Annotated in this window: 14 protein-coding genes; 2 read left to right on the top strand and 12 right to left on the bottom strand. The window is 55.9% G+C overall.

The features are described from left to right. Nucleotides 1–20 precede the first annotated feature (20 nt). The 3 genes from SH421x_RS01500 to SH421x_RS01490 form a co-directional block, all read right to left on the bottom strand. Nucleotides 21–3359 (bottom strand): PVC-type heme-binding CxxCH protein, encoded by a 3339-nt coding sequence (locus tag SH421x_RS01500; RefSeq protein WP_488853537.1) that lies wholly within the window; start codon nucleotides 3357–3359, stop codon nucleotides 21–23. 148 nt (nucleotides 3360–3507) lie between these two features. Then, nucleotides 3508–3933 carry a nucleotide pyrophosphohydrolase gene (locus tag SH421x_RS01495; RefSeq protein ID WP_488853536.1) on the bottom strand — a complete coding sequence of 142 codons (426 nt, stop codon included), beginning with the start codon at nucleotides 3931–3933 and terminating at the stop codon, nucleotides 3508–3510. Between the two features lie 80 nt (nucleotides 3934–4013). After that, complete coding sequence (locus tag SH421x_RS01490) at nucleotides 4014–8258, bottom strand: DUF7133 domain-containing protein (RefSeq protein ID WP_488853534.1); 4245 nt, start codon at nucleotides 8256–8258, stop codon at nucleotides 4014–4016. Between the two features lie 318 nt (nucleotides 8259–8576). Here SH421x_RS01490 and SH421x_RS01485 point away from each other — a divergent pair, with 318 nt between their 5' ends. Further along, the gene (locus SH421x_RS01485; RefSeq protein WP_488853533.1) at nucleotides 8577–10847 is read left to right on the top strand and encodes a methyl-accepting chemotaxis protein; all 2271 of its coding nucleotides are present in this window, start codon (nucleotides 8577–8579) and stop codon (nucleotides 10845–10847) included. A gap of 10 nt (nucleotides 10848–10857) precedes the next feature. Here the strand turns inward: SH421x_RS01485 and SH421x_RS01480 are convergent, their stop codons facing one another. The 4 genes from SH421x_RS01480 to SH421x_RS01465 form a co-directional block, all read right to left on the bottom strand. Further along, a complete protein-coding gene (locus tag SH421x_RS01480; protein ID WP_488853532.1) occupies nucleotides 10858–12144 on the bottom strand; it encodes a beta-ketoacyl-[acyl-carrier-protein] synthase family protein in 1287 nt (428 codons plus the stop codon). A gap of 130 nt (nucleotides 12145–12274) precedes the next feature. Next, a complete protein-coding gene (locus SH421x_RS01475; protein WP_488853531.1) occupies nucleotides 12275–12811 on the bottom strand; it encodes a hotdog family protein in 537 nt (178 codons plus the stop codon). 71 nt (nucleotides 12812–12882) lie between these two features. Then, entirely contained in the window at nucleotides 12883–13269 is a 387-nt protein-coding gene (locus tag SH421x_RS01470; RefSeq protein ID WP_488853530.1) for an acyl carrier protein, read from the bottom strand. A gap of 100 nt (nucleotides 13270–13369) precedes the next feature. Further along, nucleotides 13370–13846 (bottom strand): 3-hydroxyacyl-ACP dehydratase FabZ family protein, encoded by a 477-nt coding sequence (locus SH421x_RS01465; RefSeq protein WP_488853529.1) that lies wholly within the window; start codon nucleotides 13844–13846, stop codon nucleotides 13370–13372. Nucleotides 13847–14111: 265 nt separating this feature from the next. Between SH421x_RS01465 and ptsP the strand changes: the two genes are divergently transcribed. Further along, the gene (gene ptsP, locus SH421x_RS01460) at nucleotides 14112–15890 is read left to right on the top strand and encodes a phosphoenolpyruvate--protein phosphotransferase (protein WP_488853528.1); all 1779 of its coding nucleotides are present in this window, start codon (nucleotides 14112–14114) and stop codon (nucleotides 15888–15890) included. 43 nt (nucleotides 15891–15933) lie between these two features. Here the strand turns inward: ptsP and SH421x_RS01455 are convergent, their stop codons facing one another. From SH421x_RS01455 to SH421x_RS01435, 5 genes are all read right to left on the bottom strand, one after another. Beyond that, nucleotides 15934–16737, bottom strand: a complete 804-nt coding sequence (locus tag SH421x_RS01455; protein ID WP_488853527.1) for an alpha/beta fold hydrolase — start codon at nucleotides 16735–16737, stop codon at nucleotides 15934–15936. A 94-nt stretch (nucleotides 16738–16831) separates the two neighbouring features. Then, nucleotides 16832–17428 (bottom strand): hypothetical protein, encoded by a 597-nt coding sequence (locus SH421x_RS01450; protein WP_488853526.1) that lies wholly within the window; start codon nucleotides 17426–17428, stop codon nucleotides 16832–16834. Then, complete coding sequence (locus SH421x_RS01445) at nucleotides 17425–17970, bottom strand: hypothetical protein (protein WP_488853525.1); 546 nt, start codon at nucleotides 17968–17970, stop codon at nucleotides 17425–17427. The genes SH421x_RS01450 and SH421x_RS01445 overlap by 4 nt, the downstream gene beginning before the upstream one ends. Further along, nucleotides 17967–18521, bottom strand: coding sequence for a hypothetical protein (locus tag SH421x_RS01440; protein WP_488853524.1), 555 nt, complete (start codon nucleotides 18519–18521; stop codon nucleotides 17967–17969). Before SH421x_RS01440 ends, SH421x_RS01445 begins: the two co-directional genes overlap by 4 nt. Nucleotides 18522–18786: 265 nt before the next feature. Then, entirely contained in the window at nucleotides 18787–19785 is a 999-nt protein-coding gene (locus tag SH421x_RS01435; RefSeq protein WP_488853523.1) for a 3-keto-disaccharide hydrolase, read from the bottom strand. Between the last annotated feature and the right edge of the window lie 57 nt (nucleotides 19786–19842).

Genomic DNA, 19842 nt, shown 5'->3' with positions numbered 1-19842 from the left:
AGATTTTGCCGGTCACCAAATTATTCGTGCCCGGCTTCGCTGGCTCCACTCTTGAGGCTCGACAAAAATGCGACGAGATCACGGACTTCCTGGCGTGAAAGTTGTTTGTAGATATCTTCGGGCATCGGAGAGTTAGCCGCTTTGCGGACGTCGATGTCGTCTTGCGGGATCGTCAGCAGATTGCCTTCGGCGCTGACCAGGCTGAGCGTATCGTCGGTTTCTTCCTTAAGTACGCCGGAGAGGGTTTGTCCGTCGACAGTCAGGACCATGACTGACTCAAAGCCTTTCGCGATTTTGGCGTTGGGGCGGACGATCGCTTCCAACAGATACTCTGAGTCCTTTTCGCTGCCGATCTTGTCTAGCTCGGGACCGACGCGGCCGCCGATTCCTTGAGCACGGTGACAGCGGACGCAGGAGACCTCGGTCTTCTCAAAGAAGATCTTGCGTCCTTTTTCTAGATCACCGCCGGCCAGAGCGGTGCGATAGACCGACAGCGGGTCGGCCGGATCGAGCGTCGCTTCGTACTTGGCCAGCAGTTCACCTACCGCTTTGTCGTCTCGGTTCGCTTCAGCCGCTTGCAACACATCCAGTTGCGAGTCCTGGGGGACTTCACCTGCCAACAGTGCGGTGACTTGAGCGGCAATCGCGTCGGTTGAGCCCTCCAATTTGGTCTCGGCCAATGCAGCGAGAGCCTGTTGGCGTTCGACCATCGTATCGGCTTTGGCGCCTTGCGATAGCTGAGCGATCGCTGCGCTCGGATCGACCTTCATTAGCAGCGACCGGGCAGCGGCGCGAACTTCGGGAACGTCGGACGAAAGTGCATCAGTGACAACTTTCTTGTTTTCCGAATCGAGGGCGACGACGGCAGTTAACGCATCGGCCCGCGTTTGCGGCGACTGTTCTTGATCGTTCATTAGCGTGATCAAGACGGGGGCAACTTCTTGGATACCCAACTTGGCCGCGAGTTGTGCGGCGGCGTTGCGGACTTTCTCGGGACCAGCCAACAAACCTGGCAACTGCGTTACTAGCGCGATTTTTGCGACTTTGGCGTCTCGCTTTTCTAACGGGCGATGAAAGTTGAGGACGCGATCTAGCGGCGACGGTTCGGCCCAGTCTTGCAACATAGCCAGCGCCTCGAGTCGCATTGCCTCGGGAGAGTTGGATTGGGCGGCGTAGTTGGCCAGCGCCGCGGCTGTCTCGGCGTCGCCGATGCGGAAGTTCGCGTTCAGCACACGACGCAGCAACGCGTCATCTTGAAAGCCTCGATTAATCGCGGCGGCCAATTGCGGCAGTGCAGTTTCGATCGGCAAGTCATGAATCGCGCGAGCCGCTTCCAGTACGACTGACTCGTTGCCATCTCCTACAAATCGAACAATCGTAGGGCTTTGCAACCGGCGCAACGCCACGACCGCAGCGCGACGCACAGCGACCGAGGGATGCTTGGCAAGATCACCGATCTGCTGCACATTGCGGGTTGCGGCTAAGGCCATCACGGCCCCATGTCGCAAGACCGGATCTTGATCGTTATTTTCGGCCAGAATCTCGACGATTCGTGCAAACATGGGTCGCGTGTCGCCAAAATGATTTCCTTTGGAAACGCCGAGCAACGCGAAAAATTTGACACGCGGGTTCTCGTCGTTAAGCAGTGCGACCAGCGACTCTGGCTGTTCGAGATCGCCCAGCACCTTGGCTGCTTGAGCGCGGACTTCGGGATCGGCGTCTTTGATCAGCGTTTCGCTAAGCACTTTGGCAGGCTCAGCCCGCTCGCGCACGTCGCGCAGTTTGTCGGCGATTTGGCCGATGCCCCAGATCGCGTGCAGGCGAGCAAGTTGGTTGTCGCTGCTGGTCGCGACTTGATTGAAGATATCAAGCGCGTCACGGTTGGCCAGCTCGAACTGGGCGCCTTGGCGAACGCGACGATCGGGATGGGCCAGCAGTTTGGCGAGTTCTTCCAGCGACTTCTCGGCAAATCCCTCGGCCAACAACTTTTGCATCTCTTTGACGATCGGCTGATCGATTTCTTGGGGATCAAAGAAGCGATAGAGTCGCCCTTTGTTCAGCCCGTTCCAACCATCGACCCAGTCGCTGACATAGATCGCGCCATCCGGACCAAAATCAACGTCGGTCGCCAGGATCCGCCATAGCGGTTGTTGATCATCGATCATCTCATAGGTCGCGCCATTGGGCTTTAGCTTAAACGAGCGAACGCCGCTATTAGCCGGACCGCCGCGGAAATCGCAGAGGAAGAACGTGCCGCGATATTTTTCACCCAGCCCAACGCCGGGATAATAGGCCAAACCGCTGGGACCATCGGCAAAGTTGCGAATCGGCGGGTTCAAATAGGCGGCCTGACCTTCGTGAAAGGGATGCCACAGTTTTTCACGATTCCAGGGTCCGCGATCACTGAGATATTGGTAGGCCATGTTCCAGCCGCTGTTGCCCCCTTCGACCAGATAAATCCAACGCGCCTGATCGCCGCTGTCAGAGTTGTTGTCGCCGGTAAACAAGTTGCCATAGTCGTCAAAGGCCAGCTCTTGCGGATTGCGCAGGCCGGTATAAAAGACTTCGAGCTCGGTTCCATCAGGGTTACAGCGAAATACGGCGCCGCTACCAGGATCTTTGAGCACGCCGGCATTGGTTTGCACGTTGTAGCCGCGATCGCCGATGCTGAAGTAGATCTTGCCATCGTTGCCGATCACCAGACCGTGCATGTCGTGACCACGAAACGCGAAACGCACGCCGAAGCCGGTGAACATTGATTTACGCACGTCGGCAATGCCATCGTTATCGGTGTCGCGCAGCTTCCACAGATTGGGAATGTTGGTGTAGAAGAGATCGCCATTGAGCCAGAGGACGCCGGCGCCGGTACCTTCGACGATATCGTTGAAGTGATCGGCGAAGACCGAATCGTGATCGGCCTTGTGGTCGCCATCGCGATCTTCGAGCAGCCGAATACGATCATCGTACTTGGTGTAATCGACCTTCGCTTCGGGATGGTGTTTGAGAATGTAGGCGCGACGATCTTCGACCGACTGCGCCGCTAGATCGTCATTCAGCCAATAGTTGTGTCCGCGATTGTCTTCGACCCCTTTGCCTTGGCGGAAGGTCTCGGCGACGAAGACACGGCCCGTCGGATCAAAGCAAAACGCGACCGGATTGGCAAGCTGCGGTTCGGCGGCGAACAGCTCGACCTGGAAGCCTTCAGGAATTTGGAAGCCCGACATCGCGTTCTTCCCTTCGTCCGAAGCTGGCGCTACTTGCGGCGTCTCGGGTTCAGGGACGTCGTTTTCGGCATGGACGAACGAGACGAGCGTCAGCGCGGAGAACGCCAGCGCGACAATCGGGGCAAATAACTTCACGACGATCGACCTTGGTAATGTATGAATCGAGAACGGCCTGGGGAGATCGACGACGCCGCAGCGGGTGGGGGGTAGGAAATGGCGTCGAATCTTTTAGCCTAATCGGCCTCAAAACATCGAGCAACTCCCTGGCTGGGCGGCAAGTCGCTTACGTTGGGGCGCGTTGACCAGGATCCTCTTTGCCATACCGCCCTTGATACTCGTCTTTGGGGTATTTGCGGATGTTTTTCCGCATTTTATCGCTCATCGCGGCGGCGACATCGATGTTTAGCTCGTTGGCCAACGCCAGCCCGTAGCACAAGATATCGGCCAATTCTTCGCCGATGGCGGTCATTTTGGCGGGGTCGGACTCAACCGCGCGAGAGGCCTCGACCGTCAGCCATTGGAAGTGCTCCATCAGCTCGGCTGCTTCGACGGCGAGCGCCATGCTGATGTTTTTGGGCGCATGAAACTGCCGCCAATCTCGCTCGGCGACAAACTGCGAAATCATCGCTTTGATTGCGGCGACCGAGGTTTGGTCGTCGGTCGTCAGCTGATCAATCAGCGTATTTAAGGAAGGCGCAGGGTCAGTCATCAGGCGGTTCTCGCAAACAAAGGAAGCGAAAACCGCCAGCTTAAACCGCTGACCACGCAGTGAACAGGACTAGGCCCCAGCTACTTAACATCCGGCGCTTTGGCCGCCAGCGATTGCAGATAGTCGATCAGAGACGTGAACTCGTCGAGCGTGATCTCGTCGGTCAACCCTTTGGGCATTACCGAGACCTCGCTCTTCTTGCGGGCGTCAATCGAATCAGGGTCGAGCTTGTGCTCGTTGCCTTGCTCGTCACGAATAATAATTTCGTCGGCCGCTTCGCTGGTGATAAACGCCGTCATGACGCGTCCATCTTCCAACAAAAAGATGTTGGTGACAAAGCCTTGGGCGAACGTCTTGCTGGGCAGCAGCACCGACTCGGCCAATTGCTCACGTTTGTAAGTCTTGGCGACCTGCGGCAAATAGGGGCCGATCGGCTTTTCGTTGGCGTCCACTGTATGGCAACGATTGCAGGTGAGCTTGGCGAAGAGTTGCTCGCCCCGCTTCCGATCTCCTTTGTGCTTCAGCACGTAGGCGAGGATTTCTGCGGGCTGCATCGTCTTCAATTTTGGTCCGCTTGGCGTTTCGGTTTTGATTTGCCAGGCATTGGCGATTCGCTGGGCGGCGGCGCTGACCTGCGGATCTTGAGAAGCGAGCAGCCCCAGGATCTTTTCTTCGGCCTGACGATCATTCGCCAGATAGACTGCTTCAAGTCGCAGCCGCGGGCGATCACTCCAGCCAGAGTCGATCGACTGGGTGACAATTGCCTGTACTTCGGGCGACAGTTTTTTCTGCTGCGACAGCAAAACCAGACCAGCATCGGCCCACGCGGCCGCAGGTCTATCGCCCGAGTCGGCCAGATCCACTAGCTGATGCACGCACCCGCCCAAGCGGGCTGCATCTTTGAACGCGTCAAAGGCGGACGAGTATTCGGCTTTCGATTTGCCGTCCGCATGCAGCGAGTTCAAGCCGGCATGCGCCAACGCCAACACGGCTTTGTCTTGAGAACGTAACAACGCGATGACTGCGTCCGACTTGACCGACGCCGCCGCATTTTTATCGGCAACGACTTTTTCGAGCAGCGGAATCGCTTCGCTGGGCAGCGAATCGCTGGCTGCGACCTTGGTCACGGCGGCTGGGACAAAACTAGCGTCTTCGGCGGCGCGAGCCAACACCAACTGCAAACTACCGTCGAGATCGACGCGATGGCGAGCGAGCTGCTTCAGCAGAAACTCGGCCTCGGTCGGCGAGAGGGTCTCTAACTGGCTCTTGAGCGCGGCGCCGATGCGGGGCGATTCGGTCCAAGGCTCTGGCTGGTAGTACGGTCCCCGCGTATCTGGACGCGTTCCCCAACTTTGCCCTGCCCAGGTCCCTTCGTGATTATAAAGTCGGCACAAAGCGATCATCAGATCACGGTGACGCTCGACGTTCTGCTCCTGCTTTAAACGCTGGATGAGTGCGGTGACCACCTGCGCGTTGTGCAGCGATTGCACCACTCGCAGGGCTCCGGTGCGTTCGGCAGGCGAAGCAGCGGTATTGTCGAGAACCGCGAGCGCGGCGTCAGCAGCTTTTAGCTGAATCAGCGATTGCACCGCGGTATGAGCGATAATCGGATCGCTGGAGCCCAAGGAAGCGGTGATCGCCGCTGCATTTTTGACGTCGCCTAATCGAGTCAACGCGACGATCGCTTCAAGCTGAGTCCGAGCATCGCTCGACTTTAGGCTGGTCAGCAACAGATCCGCAGGAATTTCGGACTGTTGGTCCCAACGATCGGCCAAGGCGCGAACAGCGAAGGCCTGGATGCTGGCGTCGGCGGCCGCGCTGGCCAAGATCGCATGGCTCTTTTCGCCGAGCCATTGCTTGAGCGCAAAGATCGCCGCGACGCGGTTATCGAGCGGCGCCGATTTGTTTTCGACCAACTGCGTCAATGCGGCGACTGACGCGTCATCGACGTTGCGCGCGAGCAGTTCTCGCTGCGCCGCCAAGCGAATGCGATGGCTTTGCGAATCGGCGAGCAATTTCACCAGTTCTGCGGAGGTCGCCGTCGGAAAGTCAGGAACCGGTTGCGGTTGATAACCCTTCGGAGTGACGCGGATCAGCGAACCGACATGCTCACCGTTGTAGGTAAACGTCGCGCCATCCCAACTGGTCGCGTAGATGTTGCCTTGAGCGTCAACATCAAGATCGGTGACGCGCGGCAGCTTGATAAATTCTTCTTGATCCGCGGTAAACGTGGCGCCGCTTGGTTTCGGCAGATGACGATAGATCATGCTGCGTCCCCAATCAGCCGTGTAGATCGCGTCTCCATATTCGCCGGGGAAACCTGGTTCGCTAAGGTACAACACGCCGCAGCCAGAGCCGCCGCCGTAATCGGCCAACGGCTGGACGATCTCGTCGCCAAAGTTCATGTACAGTCGCGGATAACCGTGGGTCTCGAGCCCGCTGAAGTGATGCAGGCGAATATCCCAACCGCCGCCATCGTTGGTGTTGTCGCGGGTAAAGCCGCTCAGCTGCGGATCAAGCGCCACTTCCAAAATGTTACGCGTGCCGCGCGCGTAAACCTGCAAGCCGCTGCCGTCGGGTCGGACGCGAATCACGCCACCGTAGCGAAACTGCAGCTTGGTTCCATCGGCGCCTTCGGCTTCCATAAAACCAAAGTCGCCGATCGCTAGATAAAGCCAACCATCGACCCCTAAGGTTACGCCGTTTGACGTATGATCGGCCGGGCGATCTTTGAAATCAAACGCGATGTTTTTGACCAGCACTTTTTGCTCGTCCGAAACGCCGTCGCCGTCATGATCAATAAAAGCGCTCAAGTGCGGGGGATGCATCACGTACAAACGATCACGATCCCATACCAGTCCGCGTGGCGAGTCGACATCGGACACAAAGAGCTTCGATTCGTCTGCGCGGCCATCGCCATCGATATCACGAAGACGATAGATGGCGCCACGGTTCAGCTTGCGATCCAGTGAGCCGTTTTTATCAACCGAAACGTAGACGACGCCATCTGGAGCAGCAGCGACATAGACCGGATAAGTGACTGCCGGCGGAGCGGCGAACAGTGTGACGTCAAACTCTTCGGGCACCTTCACTTTTGCCAATAACTCAGCATCGGCGCGCTGGGCGTCTGCGACCGGATCAACTTTAACCATTTGATCGCCAATCACCGACAGCTCGCGAATACTTCCCCAGCCGCCGGTGTTGCTGCCGAGATATTGGACGCGCACGTAGCGCACGTCGGAGGCCGACAAATCAAATTTGTGGTTGCGATCACCTTCGTTCTGGGATCGATCGACGATTGTCTTCCAGTTCTCTTGATCGGGCGAAACGTCGACCGTGTATCTATAGATCGTCTGGTCGGACTCCCAATCAATTTTGCAACCGTGGATGGTTTGTGGTTCTGCGAGATCGACAATCAACCACTGCGGCGCGCCGCCGTTGCCCGCACACCAGCGAGTCGCCGGGTCTCCGTCGACGGCGAGTTGCTTGAAGTTGTTTTTGCCAGTTTCTTCACTGGAAGCGGTGACCGGCTTTCCTTTGGCCAGGTTGACCGGAACCAATTTAGATTCTTTCGGCTTCAAGTAGTCTGCGTTCAATTTGTCACAGGCCCAAAGCGTACCGCGGGTCAACAGATCCAAAAACTTGTCGGCGCTGACCGTTTCGTTGTGATGCCCTAGCGTGGTGCCAAAGACACGCGTATCGCCGTATTGATTGACCCACACGCAGGTTTCGGCTTGGCCGTTCTCTTGATTTTTGGCGACGCCCAGCGAATGCGCGTCGGGCCATAGCTTGGCGATGTGATAGAGCTCGCCTTGTGGATTGGCCCAGGCGGCGCCAAAACCGTCCATGATCGGATGCTCGGCGTCTACGTTCAAAACCTCGTGCGGATAATGCGCCCCATGTCCGTGCGAAGTGACGCCGCAAAACTTGAACCACTGATCGGTCTTGTCGCGATAGCAGTGCATCGCGCAGTGAATCACCACGCCTGGCACACCCTCTTGATGCGGCTTCAGCACCCGGGCTGTCCATGCCGGATCGGTCACACCGGCAAAGCACTCGTCGTGCAGAATGATGTCGTAGCCTTTGGCCCAATCTGGATTTTGATAGAGCGGGATCTTGGTATCGGTGGTCGAGCCCCCTTCATGCACGACGGTGACCTCGATTAACGCGCGCTCTTCGAGACCGTGCTTGATCAGATTCTTCTGACTGTCGTAGTCATGACAGCAACCGCCGGTGACCAAAAGAGCCTTGATCGGTTTGGGAGCCGCTACGGCGGAGGAAGCGAACAAGCAGAGGATCGCAAAAGCGAGAGCAGTGCGTTTCATGGGTGATATCGAGAGCTAGATGAGGGGCAGACTGGAGGGTTTGTGCCGGGCTGTTTTCGTTTTAGTATAACTTGCCGCCCCCCAGATCTCTCGCTTTCTGCCCAAAACCGACGACCGAAAAGGCCGGAAAATCCGATTCTTGCGATTAGGCAAACCATCCCGCCGTTGATCTACGGAGGACCGCACGTTGATTTTTCGCCACATCGATCAATCGCGGTCTATTTTTGATTGCCAATCTTATTCCCTCCGAAGGGGAGACCGCGTTGGCCGGCTCTCTCTGTGATTTCCAGCCAGCACTCTTTGCCCGGGGCATGTACCGTGACCAGCAGCGATCTCAACCAGCCAGCAGCATTGCGTCTGAACCCATTCGGTCGCGTCAGTATTCGTTACCAATTAGGGGGAGCATTCGCGATCGTCTTGCTTGTCATGGGGATCGGGATGTCGATCTATCACCTGGCGATTGTTCGAAGCGTGAACAATTACGCTGCTTTGCTGAGCGGTCAAATCATGCTGCAAACGTTGGCCGAAAAAGCAAACGTTACGATGCTCCAGTGTCGTCGCAATGAGAAAGACTTCCTCCTGCGTCGCGATCCGAAATATATCGAGAGTCATGCCGCTTGTTGTCAAAGTTTGCTAGCCGATACGGCCAATATCGAAGCGCTCGCTCACTCATTGTCTGATGAAGTCGCCGCCTCCAACGCCAAAGCGATCTCAGCTGCCGCAGTGAACTACCAAAACGCGTTCGTCGCGCTAACCGAAAGCTGGACTCGTCGCGGCCTGGACCACAATTCTGGATTGCAAGGCAACTTTCGTAACGTCGTCCATGACCTGGAAGACCTAGTCAAAACTTACGAAATCGATGAGCTGTATCTGCAAGTAGCGACGTTGCAACGATTAGCCAACGATGATCCCAACCAACAAACTGCGAACCGCAAGTCGCTCGTCAAAGCGATCGAAGGCATTCAAACCTCGTTGCAAAGCAACCAGTACAGTGACGATTTGAAAAAAACGGAAATGGCGCTGCTGAACAGCGTCGTTACGGCACTTGAGCAAAATGTCGCCGGCCAAGACAGCACCCCAAGCTTGAAAGCGGCGAGCTCGCAGATGGAAGCCGAGTTGCGGAAATATTATGTTGCAGGCGCTGCGGCGAAACTCCTGATGATTCGTCGTCATGAAAAAGATTATCTGCAGCGAAATGACCCCAAGTACGTCACGCAAACTCATGCTGCGGCCGGCGACTTTGTTGCGGCGTTTACCAACTCGCAAGTCGATCCCCCAGCGGTCGCCAAAATTCAAGATTCAATCGGCGTCTACCTCACTGCGTTTGATGCGCTCGTGAAGGAAGACGTCCAACTCGCTGATCTAGAAGAACAACTTCGCGCCGCGGTGCATAAGATCGAACCGTTGGTCGATCAGATTGCCCACAATGCCGAAACTTCGGCTGCCCAAATCGCCGCGGCAACGGCCCAACAAGCGGCGACTTCGACGCAACGTGCGACGCTTGCCGGTGGAATCGCAATTTTGCTTGGCGGTTTGATCGCTTGGATGCTAACCCGCTCGATTACCAAACCGCTATCGCAGATGACGGCGCTGGCCGCTCGCGTGGCCCAGGGTAACCTGAGAGAAACGCTCGACATTCGTCGCGAAGACGAAATCGGTCAACTCGCAACCGCCTTCAATCAACTAATTTTTAGCCTCCGCGAAATCATCTCGGGGCTTACGCGCGAGGCGGAAAGCTTAAGCGGCGCCTCCGGCAACATGGCCACGACCGCCCACTTTTTGTCAGAGCAAGCCGGCAATACGCGAGCCCGTTCGGCCAGCGCGACTTCGGCGACCGAAGAAATTTCGGCGCAGATCGATTCGATGAATCACCTGACCGAAGGGATCTCGGGGAATTTCTCGCTGATCTCCACCAACATGAGTGAGATGTCGTCTTGCATCACCGAGATTGCCAGAAATGCCGAGCGAACCTCGGGCTCGGCTCGAACTGCGAGTCAATTGACCGGCGAAAGTCGTACGACGATTGATGAACTGGGGCACGCTGCAAACGAGATCGGCACGTTTATCAATACGATTCAAGACATCGCCGAGCAAACCAACTTGCTGGCCTTGAATGCGACGATCGAAGCGGCCCGCGCCGGCGATTCAGGCAAAGGCTTCGCCGTCGTCGCGAGCGAAGTGAAAGTGCTATCGAAGCAAACGGCCTCTGCGACGGAAGATATCAGTCGCCGCATTGCCGGCATCCAAAAGTCGAGCAACGCCGCCATCGAATCGATTGCACGTGTCGCCGATGTCATCGCCGAACTCGACGCGATGTCGCAATCCATCGCTTCTGCAGTCGAACAGCAGAACGTGACGACGCGGCATGTCGTCACCAGCGTCAACTCGGCGACTTCCTCGCTGCAAACGGTCGCCGACGGCATTTCGGAAACAAACATCGCAGGCGAACAAATTGTTAGTGAGATTGTCGCCGTCAGCAATGCGGCTGAAATGACTGCATCGCACGCAACCGCGGCCAACAACACCAGCGTCGAACTGTCGACTATTGCCGATAAACTTCGCGCCGCAGTGGCGAGATTTGAAGTTTAGCGACTCGCGACTACGCTTTAAATCTTCCTAGGCAGAGCGTGATGTTCTGCCCGCCGAAACCGAAACTGTTGTTTAGTGCGATGTCGACTTTCGCGTCGCGGGCAAAGTTTGGTACGTAGTCCAGATCGCAGTTCGGATCAGGGTTATCGTAGTTGATTGTGGGCGGCAGCACATTGTCGCGAATCGCCAACAAGCAGACGATCGCCTCGGTGACGCCGGCCGCGGCGATCAAGTGGCCCATCATGCTCTTGGTGCTGGAAACCGGAATCTTATCGGCCATATCGCCAAATACCTTGCGGCACGCGAGCGACTCGACCTTGTCGTTGACTTCGGTGCTCGTGCCGTGGGCGTTGACGTAGCCAATGTCTTCTGCGTTCGCCTTGGCGTCAGCCATCGCCATCTTCATGCAGCTAATCGCTCCGCGGCCTTCGGGATGCGTATCGGTAATTCGGAACGCATCCGCCGTCGTGCCGTAGCCGAGCACTTCGCCATAGATATGGGCGCCGCGCGCCTTGGCGTGCTCTAATTCTTCCAGCACCACCATCGACGAACCTTCGCCCAGAACAAACCCATCCCGCAAGCGATCAAACGGACGAGATGCTTTGGTCGGTTCGTCATTGCTGGTCGACAGCGCCGTCAACAGATTGAAACCGGTGACTCCAAAGGGATGAATCATGCTGTGCGCTCCACCAGACAGCATGACGTCTACCGTCCCGCGGCGGATCAGTTCGGTCGCTTCGCCGATTGCTTGGCTGCTAGCAGCGCACGCGGTCAAGCAGTTAGCGTTCGGACCTTGGGCGTTAAACAACGCCGCTAGATGCGCGCTGGGCATGCTTGGCTCTTGCTCTAGTTCGCGACGAGGATCGAGCGTTTCTAAGCCTTTGTGAATGAACGCAGCCTTATCGAAATCGCCGGCGCCTGACATCGCGGCAGTCACCATGGTGGTGAACGCGAAAAAATCTTGATCCCCTTCTCCGCAGCCGAGATAGACGCCCATTCGGGTTGGATCGAGTGAACCATCCAGCACGCCAGAGTTGGAAACTGCTTGCTTGGCTGCGCCGATCGCAAATTGCGTATGTCGTCCGATGTTTTGCCAACGGCTGAGATCTTCACCGCACTTCTCAATGCTCCAGCCGCGCACTTCGGCCGAGATTTTGGTCGGAAAGTTGGAAGCGTCAAAGACGGTGGTCCGCGCTACGCCCGACTTGGATTCTTTCAGACCAGACCAGACGGTCTCGACGTCGTGTCCCATCGGATTGATCATGCCGATTCCAGTGATGACGACTCGTCGACTCATGACGACCGGAGCTCCAAACAAGAGAAATTAAGCAAAGTCTGCCGGTTATCAGGCGCCGACAAGCGGTCCCACGTTACACGCAAGTTTGCTCCGCTTAGATATTATCGGCCCGATTCAATACCGAGAACCGTTAATTTAAACCCAAAGTCGCCGCTTCCGCGTCCAACATGTACTGCGGCGGCTGGATGGGGGTACCGTCCGGCATTTTGCCGATATCAAAGATCTTATAAATACGCAGCAACTGCAGAAAATCGGCGGTATCAAATAACTGTCGGTCATTGTCTTGCTCGTCCAGATGAGCAAAAAACAGTTCAACCTCAGCGTGCAATCGATCCCCACAATGACTGGTCGCCGAGATATAGGCGCCATCTTCACGGATATCGTGCGCTTCGACAGAGTAAATCAGTTGCGTGCCGGGGACCGCAGCAAAGTGGAAGGTGGCCTTCGAAACTTTGGCCAGAATCACGCGTTCCCGAAAATCATAATACTGGGCTACCAGCAGCCCGCCGGTTTGAGCAATTCCCTCAATCACCAGCGAGTGGGGCATAATCGGAATGCCCTTAAAATGGTCGTGCAGATGACTTTCGGCAAGCGAAATCGATTTGATCGACTTGGCCGATTTTCCACTCTCGAATTCGATGAATTGATCAACCCAATACCAACGCATTCCGCTGATCCCTTCCAGCTAGACCTTTGTGCTGATCGCCGCTTGCAATCAGCACAAAGCCCAGCAATTCATTAAGCGGCCAGTTTGCTTTCGACATATTTGCACATGTCTTTGACAGTCAACAAGTTGCCGAACTCCGAAACTTTCGGATTTTGTTCAAACTTCGACAGGTCGGCGAACGCCATCCGCTTTTTCAACTCGGACAGTCCTTCAGGAGTGACCTTTCCGTCGCTGACGTATTCGGCGTTCGTCAAGATATCTTCGGGAAACAGTTCCGCCCGAGGAATCTCGATGTTGAAGGCCTTCTCGAGTCGGAAGACGATATCGAGGAAGTCGATGGATTCCGCGCCGAGGTCACCGACCATCGTCGCTTGCGGAGTTACTTCGTCTTCGTCAACTCCTAGAGCGTCGACTAAGGCCTCGCGAACCTTCTCGAAGACTTCTTGTTCCGTCGGCATCTGAATGCGTTCTCCAAAGCTGAACCAGGAAATGTATGCATCTCACCCAAGGTGGGTAAAATCATCGCTTGCCGCACTGCGGCTTACTTGGAGCCGCCGATTAGGCTCGGCGGCTTTCAGGATACAGTAAGTTGAAATCTTCTTTTAACTTGGCGATCGCATAGTGATCTGTGGGGCTCATTTCATCCCCACCCAGGTTGTAACGATCTAGCACCAATCGGGCGCTAACCGCCATATTACCGGCGACGGTTCCTTTTACTTTCAGCGAGGTTAAGCGTCCTTCTTGCTTCACCCAGTCGGCGGTAACCGTCAACACTTCCCCCGGTTCGACAAAGTCGGCGTATTTGACATTCTTGGCTTCCTGCAGAATCACCACGCTATGTGCGAAATTCTCGGTTGCACGAATTAGCCACGCGCTGGTTTGCGTCATCGCCTCCAGCATCATCACGCCCGGCATAACCGGAAACTTCGGAAAGTGATCTTCTAAATATTCTTCGGCGAGCGATAGGCATTTGGTCGCTATAATTTGCTCGCCCGGAACCAGATCGGTAACTCGATCAATCAGGGTGAATCGCATGCCGGCGTCCCAAAATCCTATCGAATCCCTAGCGATAGCCAGGGGCGGAAGTCAAAGTTTACTAGTATAGCCACGCTGAAAAAACGTCACAAGCTGGTTAAATAACGCCATTTAGCAGTCGCGGCAATGCCAACTTTACCCCAATTCGATGCGAATCAACAGACGGGAATTTGTGGACCGAGGGTATGTCTCGGTCGAATCCCCACTATAATCGCGAGCGGATGTATCACTTGCAAACCCAATGCTAAGGGCGGGTTTTTCGACCGTGTCAGACCTACATAAGGGGATCGCAGTCTCCCCCGGAGTCGCCGTCGGCACCGCCTACTGCATTCTCGAAATTTTCGTGAATCCTGAAAAGACGGAATTAGAGCCTCACGAGATTACTCAAGAGCTGGCCCGCTATGAGACTGCGCGCGACCAAACCTCGTCCGATCTCAGTGCGCTGCAGCAGAAAGTAGAGACCCAGGTCGGCAAAGACGAAGCGGCGATCTTCTCGGCCCATCGCACTATTTTGCGTGATCCGGCCTTCACCAATAAGATCCGCCACTGGATTGTTGACGAGCGGATGACAGCCCAAGGTGCGCTGCATCGACTGCTGGATGAGTACACCCAGCTCTTTTCTCGGATGCGCGATCCTTATTTGCAGGAGCGTCTAAACGACATCCGCGATGTGATCGTCCGGCTCAGCGCCTACCTGACCGATGTCCTCAATGATCCCGATGGCGGCGATGGCTGCTTGAAAGGGCCGCTGATCGTCGTCGCCGAAGAATTGCTCCCGTCGCAAGCGGTCGCGTTGGGAGACGCCGACGTCCACGGAATCGTCACCCAACGCGGCAGTCAAACCAGCCACGCCGCGATCATTGCCCGCAGTCGCGGCATCCCGGCAGTCTCCGGAGTCCCCGGGATTGCGGCCCGCGTGAAAACCGGCGACACGGTAGTGGTCAACGGCGGCGAGGGGATTGTCGTCATCAATCCCGAAGCAGAAGAGCTGTCGGCCTATCGAAAGCTCGAGCGCGAATTCTTCGACCTGAAGGATCAACTGGCCTCGAATCGCGATCTGCCAGCGCGCACCGCTTGCGGTCTAGATATTGACTTGATGGCCAACATCAACAACGTCCAAGATGCCGAAGCCGCGTCAGCGATGGGCGCCGGCGGAGTGGGACTCTATCGCACCGAATACCTTTATCTAACGCACGAAAACGTGCCGGACGAGGCCGAGCAGATCGGCATCTATCGCCAGGTGATCAACGCCAGTCCAAACCGTAGCGTCACGATTCGCACACTCGACATCGGCGGCGACAAGACAGTCGCTTATCTGGGGCACAACCACAACGAAGCGAACCCGTTCATGGGTTGGCGCAGCATTCGACTATCGTTTGAGCATCCAGAGTTCTTCATGTCTCAGATTCGCGCGATCCTGCAGGCAGGCGTCGGCATCGAGGGAAACGAAGTGCGCATGATGTTTCCGATGATCACAACGGTCGAAGAACTTCGCAAAGTTCGCAGCTTCGTGCGTCGCGCTCAGCGTCGCCTAACCGAAGAGCAAAAGCCGTTCACTGCTGTTAAAGTTGGCATGATGCTAGAAGTTCCTGCGGCGGCGGTCGTGATCCGTTCGATGCTCGACCTGGTCGACTTTGTTTCGATCGGCTCTAACGATTTAGTCCAATACCTGATGGCGGCCGATCGCGATAATCCCAAGGTCAGCAGTCTGTGCCAACCGCTTGCGCCGGCAGTAGTGCACACGCTGAACGACGTCATCCGCGCCTGCAACATGGCCCGCGTGCCGGTCACCCTGTGCGGTGAAATGGCAGGCCAACCTCGCGCGTTTATCTTGCTATTGGGAATGGGACTGCGCAGCTTCAGCATGAGCCCTGCATTTGTGCCGACAATCAAACAACTCGCGTCGCAGATCACCATCGAACGAGCCGAATCGCTATTGGCTCGCGCGCTGCAAATGAAGACGACCAATCAAGTGAAGCGATTCTTGCGGATGGAGTTGGAAGAGATCTCGCCCGACATCGCGAAACTCGATACCGACGGGTAATCAAACACGCAATTGCCTGGCACGCTCAGAGCACTGCGGACTCTTACTTTTGCTTTAAAAAGTCTAAGATCGCAGTCGTCACTTCTACCGCACGTTCCATCGGCGCCATGTGACCGGCGCCGGCGATTTCAGAATATTTCGCTTCGGGGATTGCGGCGGCGATCGCTTGCATCACCTCTGGCGGCGTGATCGAGTCCGCTTCTCCACAGATCACCAGCGTTGGTACGTCGATCGTCGGCAGGATATCGACTACATTTTCACGCTCAGCCATGCCCCGTTGTGCGGCGGCGACGCTGGGCGAGACTTGCCGCAAGATCATCGCGCGCAACGACTCGACGACGGCAGTATTCTTCTCTAGCGAGATCGGCGAAATCAGTTTGGGGATCATCGTGTCTGGCACTTTGTCCATCCCAAAGCGCTCTACTTCGGCCGCCATCACCAATCGACCTCGCGCCACTTTTTCGTCATCGTCGTTGGCCCGCGTGTCGCACAAGATCAAGCGCGCCAACCGCGTCCGATGTCGCTGAAAGAATTGCCACGCGATATAGCCACCCATCGAGAGTCCGCAGAAGGTGACCGGGCGAGTCACATTCAACTTGGCCAACAGACGCGAGAGATCGTCGGCAAACTGGGTCATCGTCGTTTTGTCGGTCGCAGGATCGCTGTCGCCAAACCCGCGCAGGTCGGGCGCGATCACCTGATACCCTTCGGCCGCCAACACGTTGATCTGCGCTTCCCACATCGAGTGATCAAGCGGAAACCCGTGCGCTAGCAAGATCGGCTCGCCCTCGCCGCGGATGACGACGTTCAGGGTAACTTCGCCGATTGGGATTCGTTCGCCTTGCATAATTGCTTGCTCTTTGTCGTTGCGCCGCCCACTTATTCCTGCTCTGCCTTAATTGTAACGCGCAATGCGTCGATTGCGCATCGGCACCCGATACTCAGCGAAAACGCTGGATGAATTTCCAACCGGCGCCCGAGAGGGTCATCGTGTTGCTGGCAAAGTTTTTCAGCACAAGTCGCTTGGGTAACTTTGATTCGCAATAGGCGACGCGGAAGAATCCGCCAACGCCAGCGATGGCGCAAAGAGAGAAGAGATTCAACATCATCCCATCCGAAACTCCATTGGATGCAGTGGCGATGAGCATCCCCGCAAATAAAAGAGCTCCGCCCAATGCAGAGGCCATAATGAAATAGAGAGCGCTGCTACGTCGGTCACGCCAAGATTTTGCCACTTCAATACAGGTCGAACAAACCGAGTAGGCAACCTTCAAGCAAACGGGTTTCTCTGCTTCCAAGAGTCGGAGTCGATGAAATTGATCACATTCTCGTACCCCCAGATCGTCGCTAATATCGGCTGCACAGTGCAAGCAGACCGCCGGCAAAGCCAGGGGAGAATCACCCACAATCATCCCGAAATGCATCACAAACTTGTCGTTCCAGACTTCTTCTGCGGTGGGGATGGCCTCCTTGGTCTGGCGAACGAAGGTCTCTTCCACCCCAGGCGAAGCAAACGGATTTTCCGGCGGCTCGTTCATTCTGCCTCCGCCGATTGCTGGAAGAAATTTGCGGCGAAGTTTCGGTCGAGTGCGATCAGTCGATAAATACCGTGGCGCAGCTTGATCGGGTACCAGTGAAAGACGGCGAATATTCGCAGGGTAACATTCGAGAAAACTAGCAGCGCCGCGAAGAATAGACAGCCAAACACGCTGAGTCCCAGCACAATCGATATCACCAGGGTGGGCTTTACCTTGAAAAGGGAAAAAACGAATGCCGTCACGCTCAATCCTAGTAACACTACCCCCATCAACACGATGGCTGGCAACAAAGCGGCATTCACGATCAAAGACCAGCGTTGCCAGCGCCGGCGCCAGAAACAATTTTGGCACAACGAGTAATCGACTAGCAGCCGCCCTGCATAGAAGTCTTGTTGAAAATCTTTTTCTCCCTTCGCGCCACAACTATAGCAATACCCACGCACGTCGATCGGCGACGTCGCTTCGATTTCGGTAGGCAAATCACGACGCGGCGCCTGAGCGGAATGCGGCGAGGCAAACGGGTTTTCTTCGGCCGCAGTCATGCCGAGGCCTCACGATATTCGTGCAAACTTTGCTCGAAGGTGGAGGAGCGAGGATGCACGCGGTACTTCCCTTGCGATACCTTCTCTGGCGAACGGGGGAAAACGCTTGGGATTCGCAGTAACAAGGAGACCGCAATGACGACCAACCACGCTGCGAGATGCGAAATGGGGATCGACGTGATCCAAGCTTCCTCTGGTGGAGTCAAAGGCCAGCGAGCGGGAGTGAAACTTTTGATCAACGAGATAGCGATCGTGACCGGAATCCAAATCAGCAACAAGCCGATTCCATAGATCAGCCATTTCTCCACCCAGCAGTGCCGGAGCTGCCACTTCTGTCGCCAGTCGCAATCGTCGCACAACGAAAAATGGACGATCAATTTTGAGAACGGATATTGCTGGTCATAATCGTGCACCGCAGGGCGCTCGCAGATAGCACAAATACCAGAGATATCGATTGGCGAACTGCCGACCGTCAACAAGGGAAGCGTTGAACCTTCGCGAGTTTCGGCCAACGGCGAAGCGAACGGGTTTTCTTCGGCATTGGTATCCATCCTTCGATTCTAACCCAAGCGACGCCGTCGATTAGAAGTTATGAATTCCGAACCGATAGTACACGGATTAGATGGGAAGAAAAAAGTTGGACACACCAAGTGAATTCGAATCGGTGATTCGTCGACGGCAATTTGAAATAGAGGGAGTGTGATGCTTACGGGTCTTCTGTCTTACCGTGTAAATCCGTGATTTATCCGTGGCATCCGTGTTCTATCTCGTTCGACTCTGGTGCAATATGCCCACCCCCAGCTCGCCGCTGGCCTGTTATTTGGTCTTCACCCAAATATTGCGATAGCGGACCGGGTTGCCGTGGTTTTGTAGATAGACCGGGCCTGGCTCAGCGCCGGGTTGAACCGGAGCGGCGCGGGTGTTTTTGTCGGCCGGCAGTTCGACATTTTGATGAATGAGCACGTCGTTATGTTTAACCGTGATCTTCGGAACGCTGGTTACTTTACCGTCGGCGTCATACTTGGCCGCGGTAAAATCAATGTCATAGGTTTGCCACCGGAGCGGCGGGAAGCACATGTTAATGTCAGGCTTCTTTAGCGTGTAAAGGCCGCCACACTCGTTGTCTTCGCCGCCTAGGCCAAACGAATCGAGCATTTGCACTTCGTAACGGCCTTGCAGATAGAGTCCGCTGTTGCCGCGGGCCTGACCGCTCTCTTCTGGCATAAACGGCAACAGAAACTCGATATGGATCGAATGATCGTCAAACAATTGCTTGCTGGTCGCGCCTTGCTCCAGCAGACCATCTTCGGTCATCTTGGCGTTCATCCAGGCATCAAGATTTGCACCGTCAAACAACACGACTGCGCCTTTCGGCGGCTTGGCGCCCATCGTGGCGCTTTCGCGAAATACCTTTGACAGCTCCATCACCTTTTGATTGTCGCCGCCGTAGACGACCATCATGCCATCTTTTACTTCTGCGCGAACCTCTGCACCCTCGGCTGTCGTGTGGCGGAAGACGACCATCTCGCCTTCCCGCTCGCCATCGGCTTCTAGCTTGTCCGCTTCTGGCTTTAATCCATCTCCCGGCAAGCCGCCGACCATTCCAACGGCGTGAAATTTACCCTTCCCCTTGGCGATCACCTGGGCAGCGATCTTCACTTTGTCGGGGCCAAGAACACCTTGATATTCGCCTTGGACGTTGTAATCTTCGCCGGCGTCGTCGGGATCCGTGAACGTGGGCCCGGCCAGTAAGAGAGAGCCGCAACCGAGAAGAATCAGGGGTAATACGAGCCGAAACGAGAAAAAACGAGACATGGCGCCGAGGCTCCGAGCGGTGGGGATGATGGCGATGAGCTCTCTTATTCTCGTATA

The sequence above is a fragment of the Blastopirellula sp. SH421 genome, from assembly GCF_057808535.1.
This window is presented reverse-complemented; position numbering and strand designations above follow the sequence as displayed.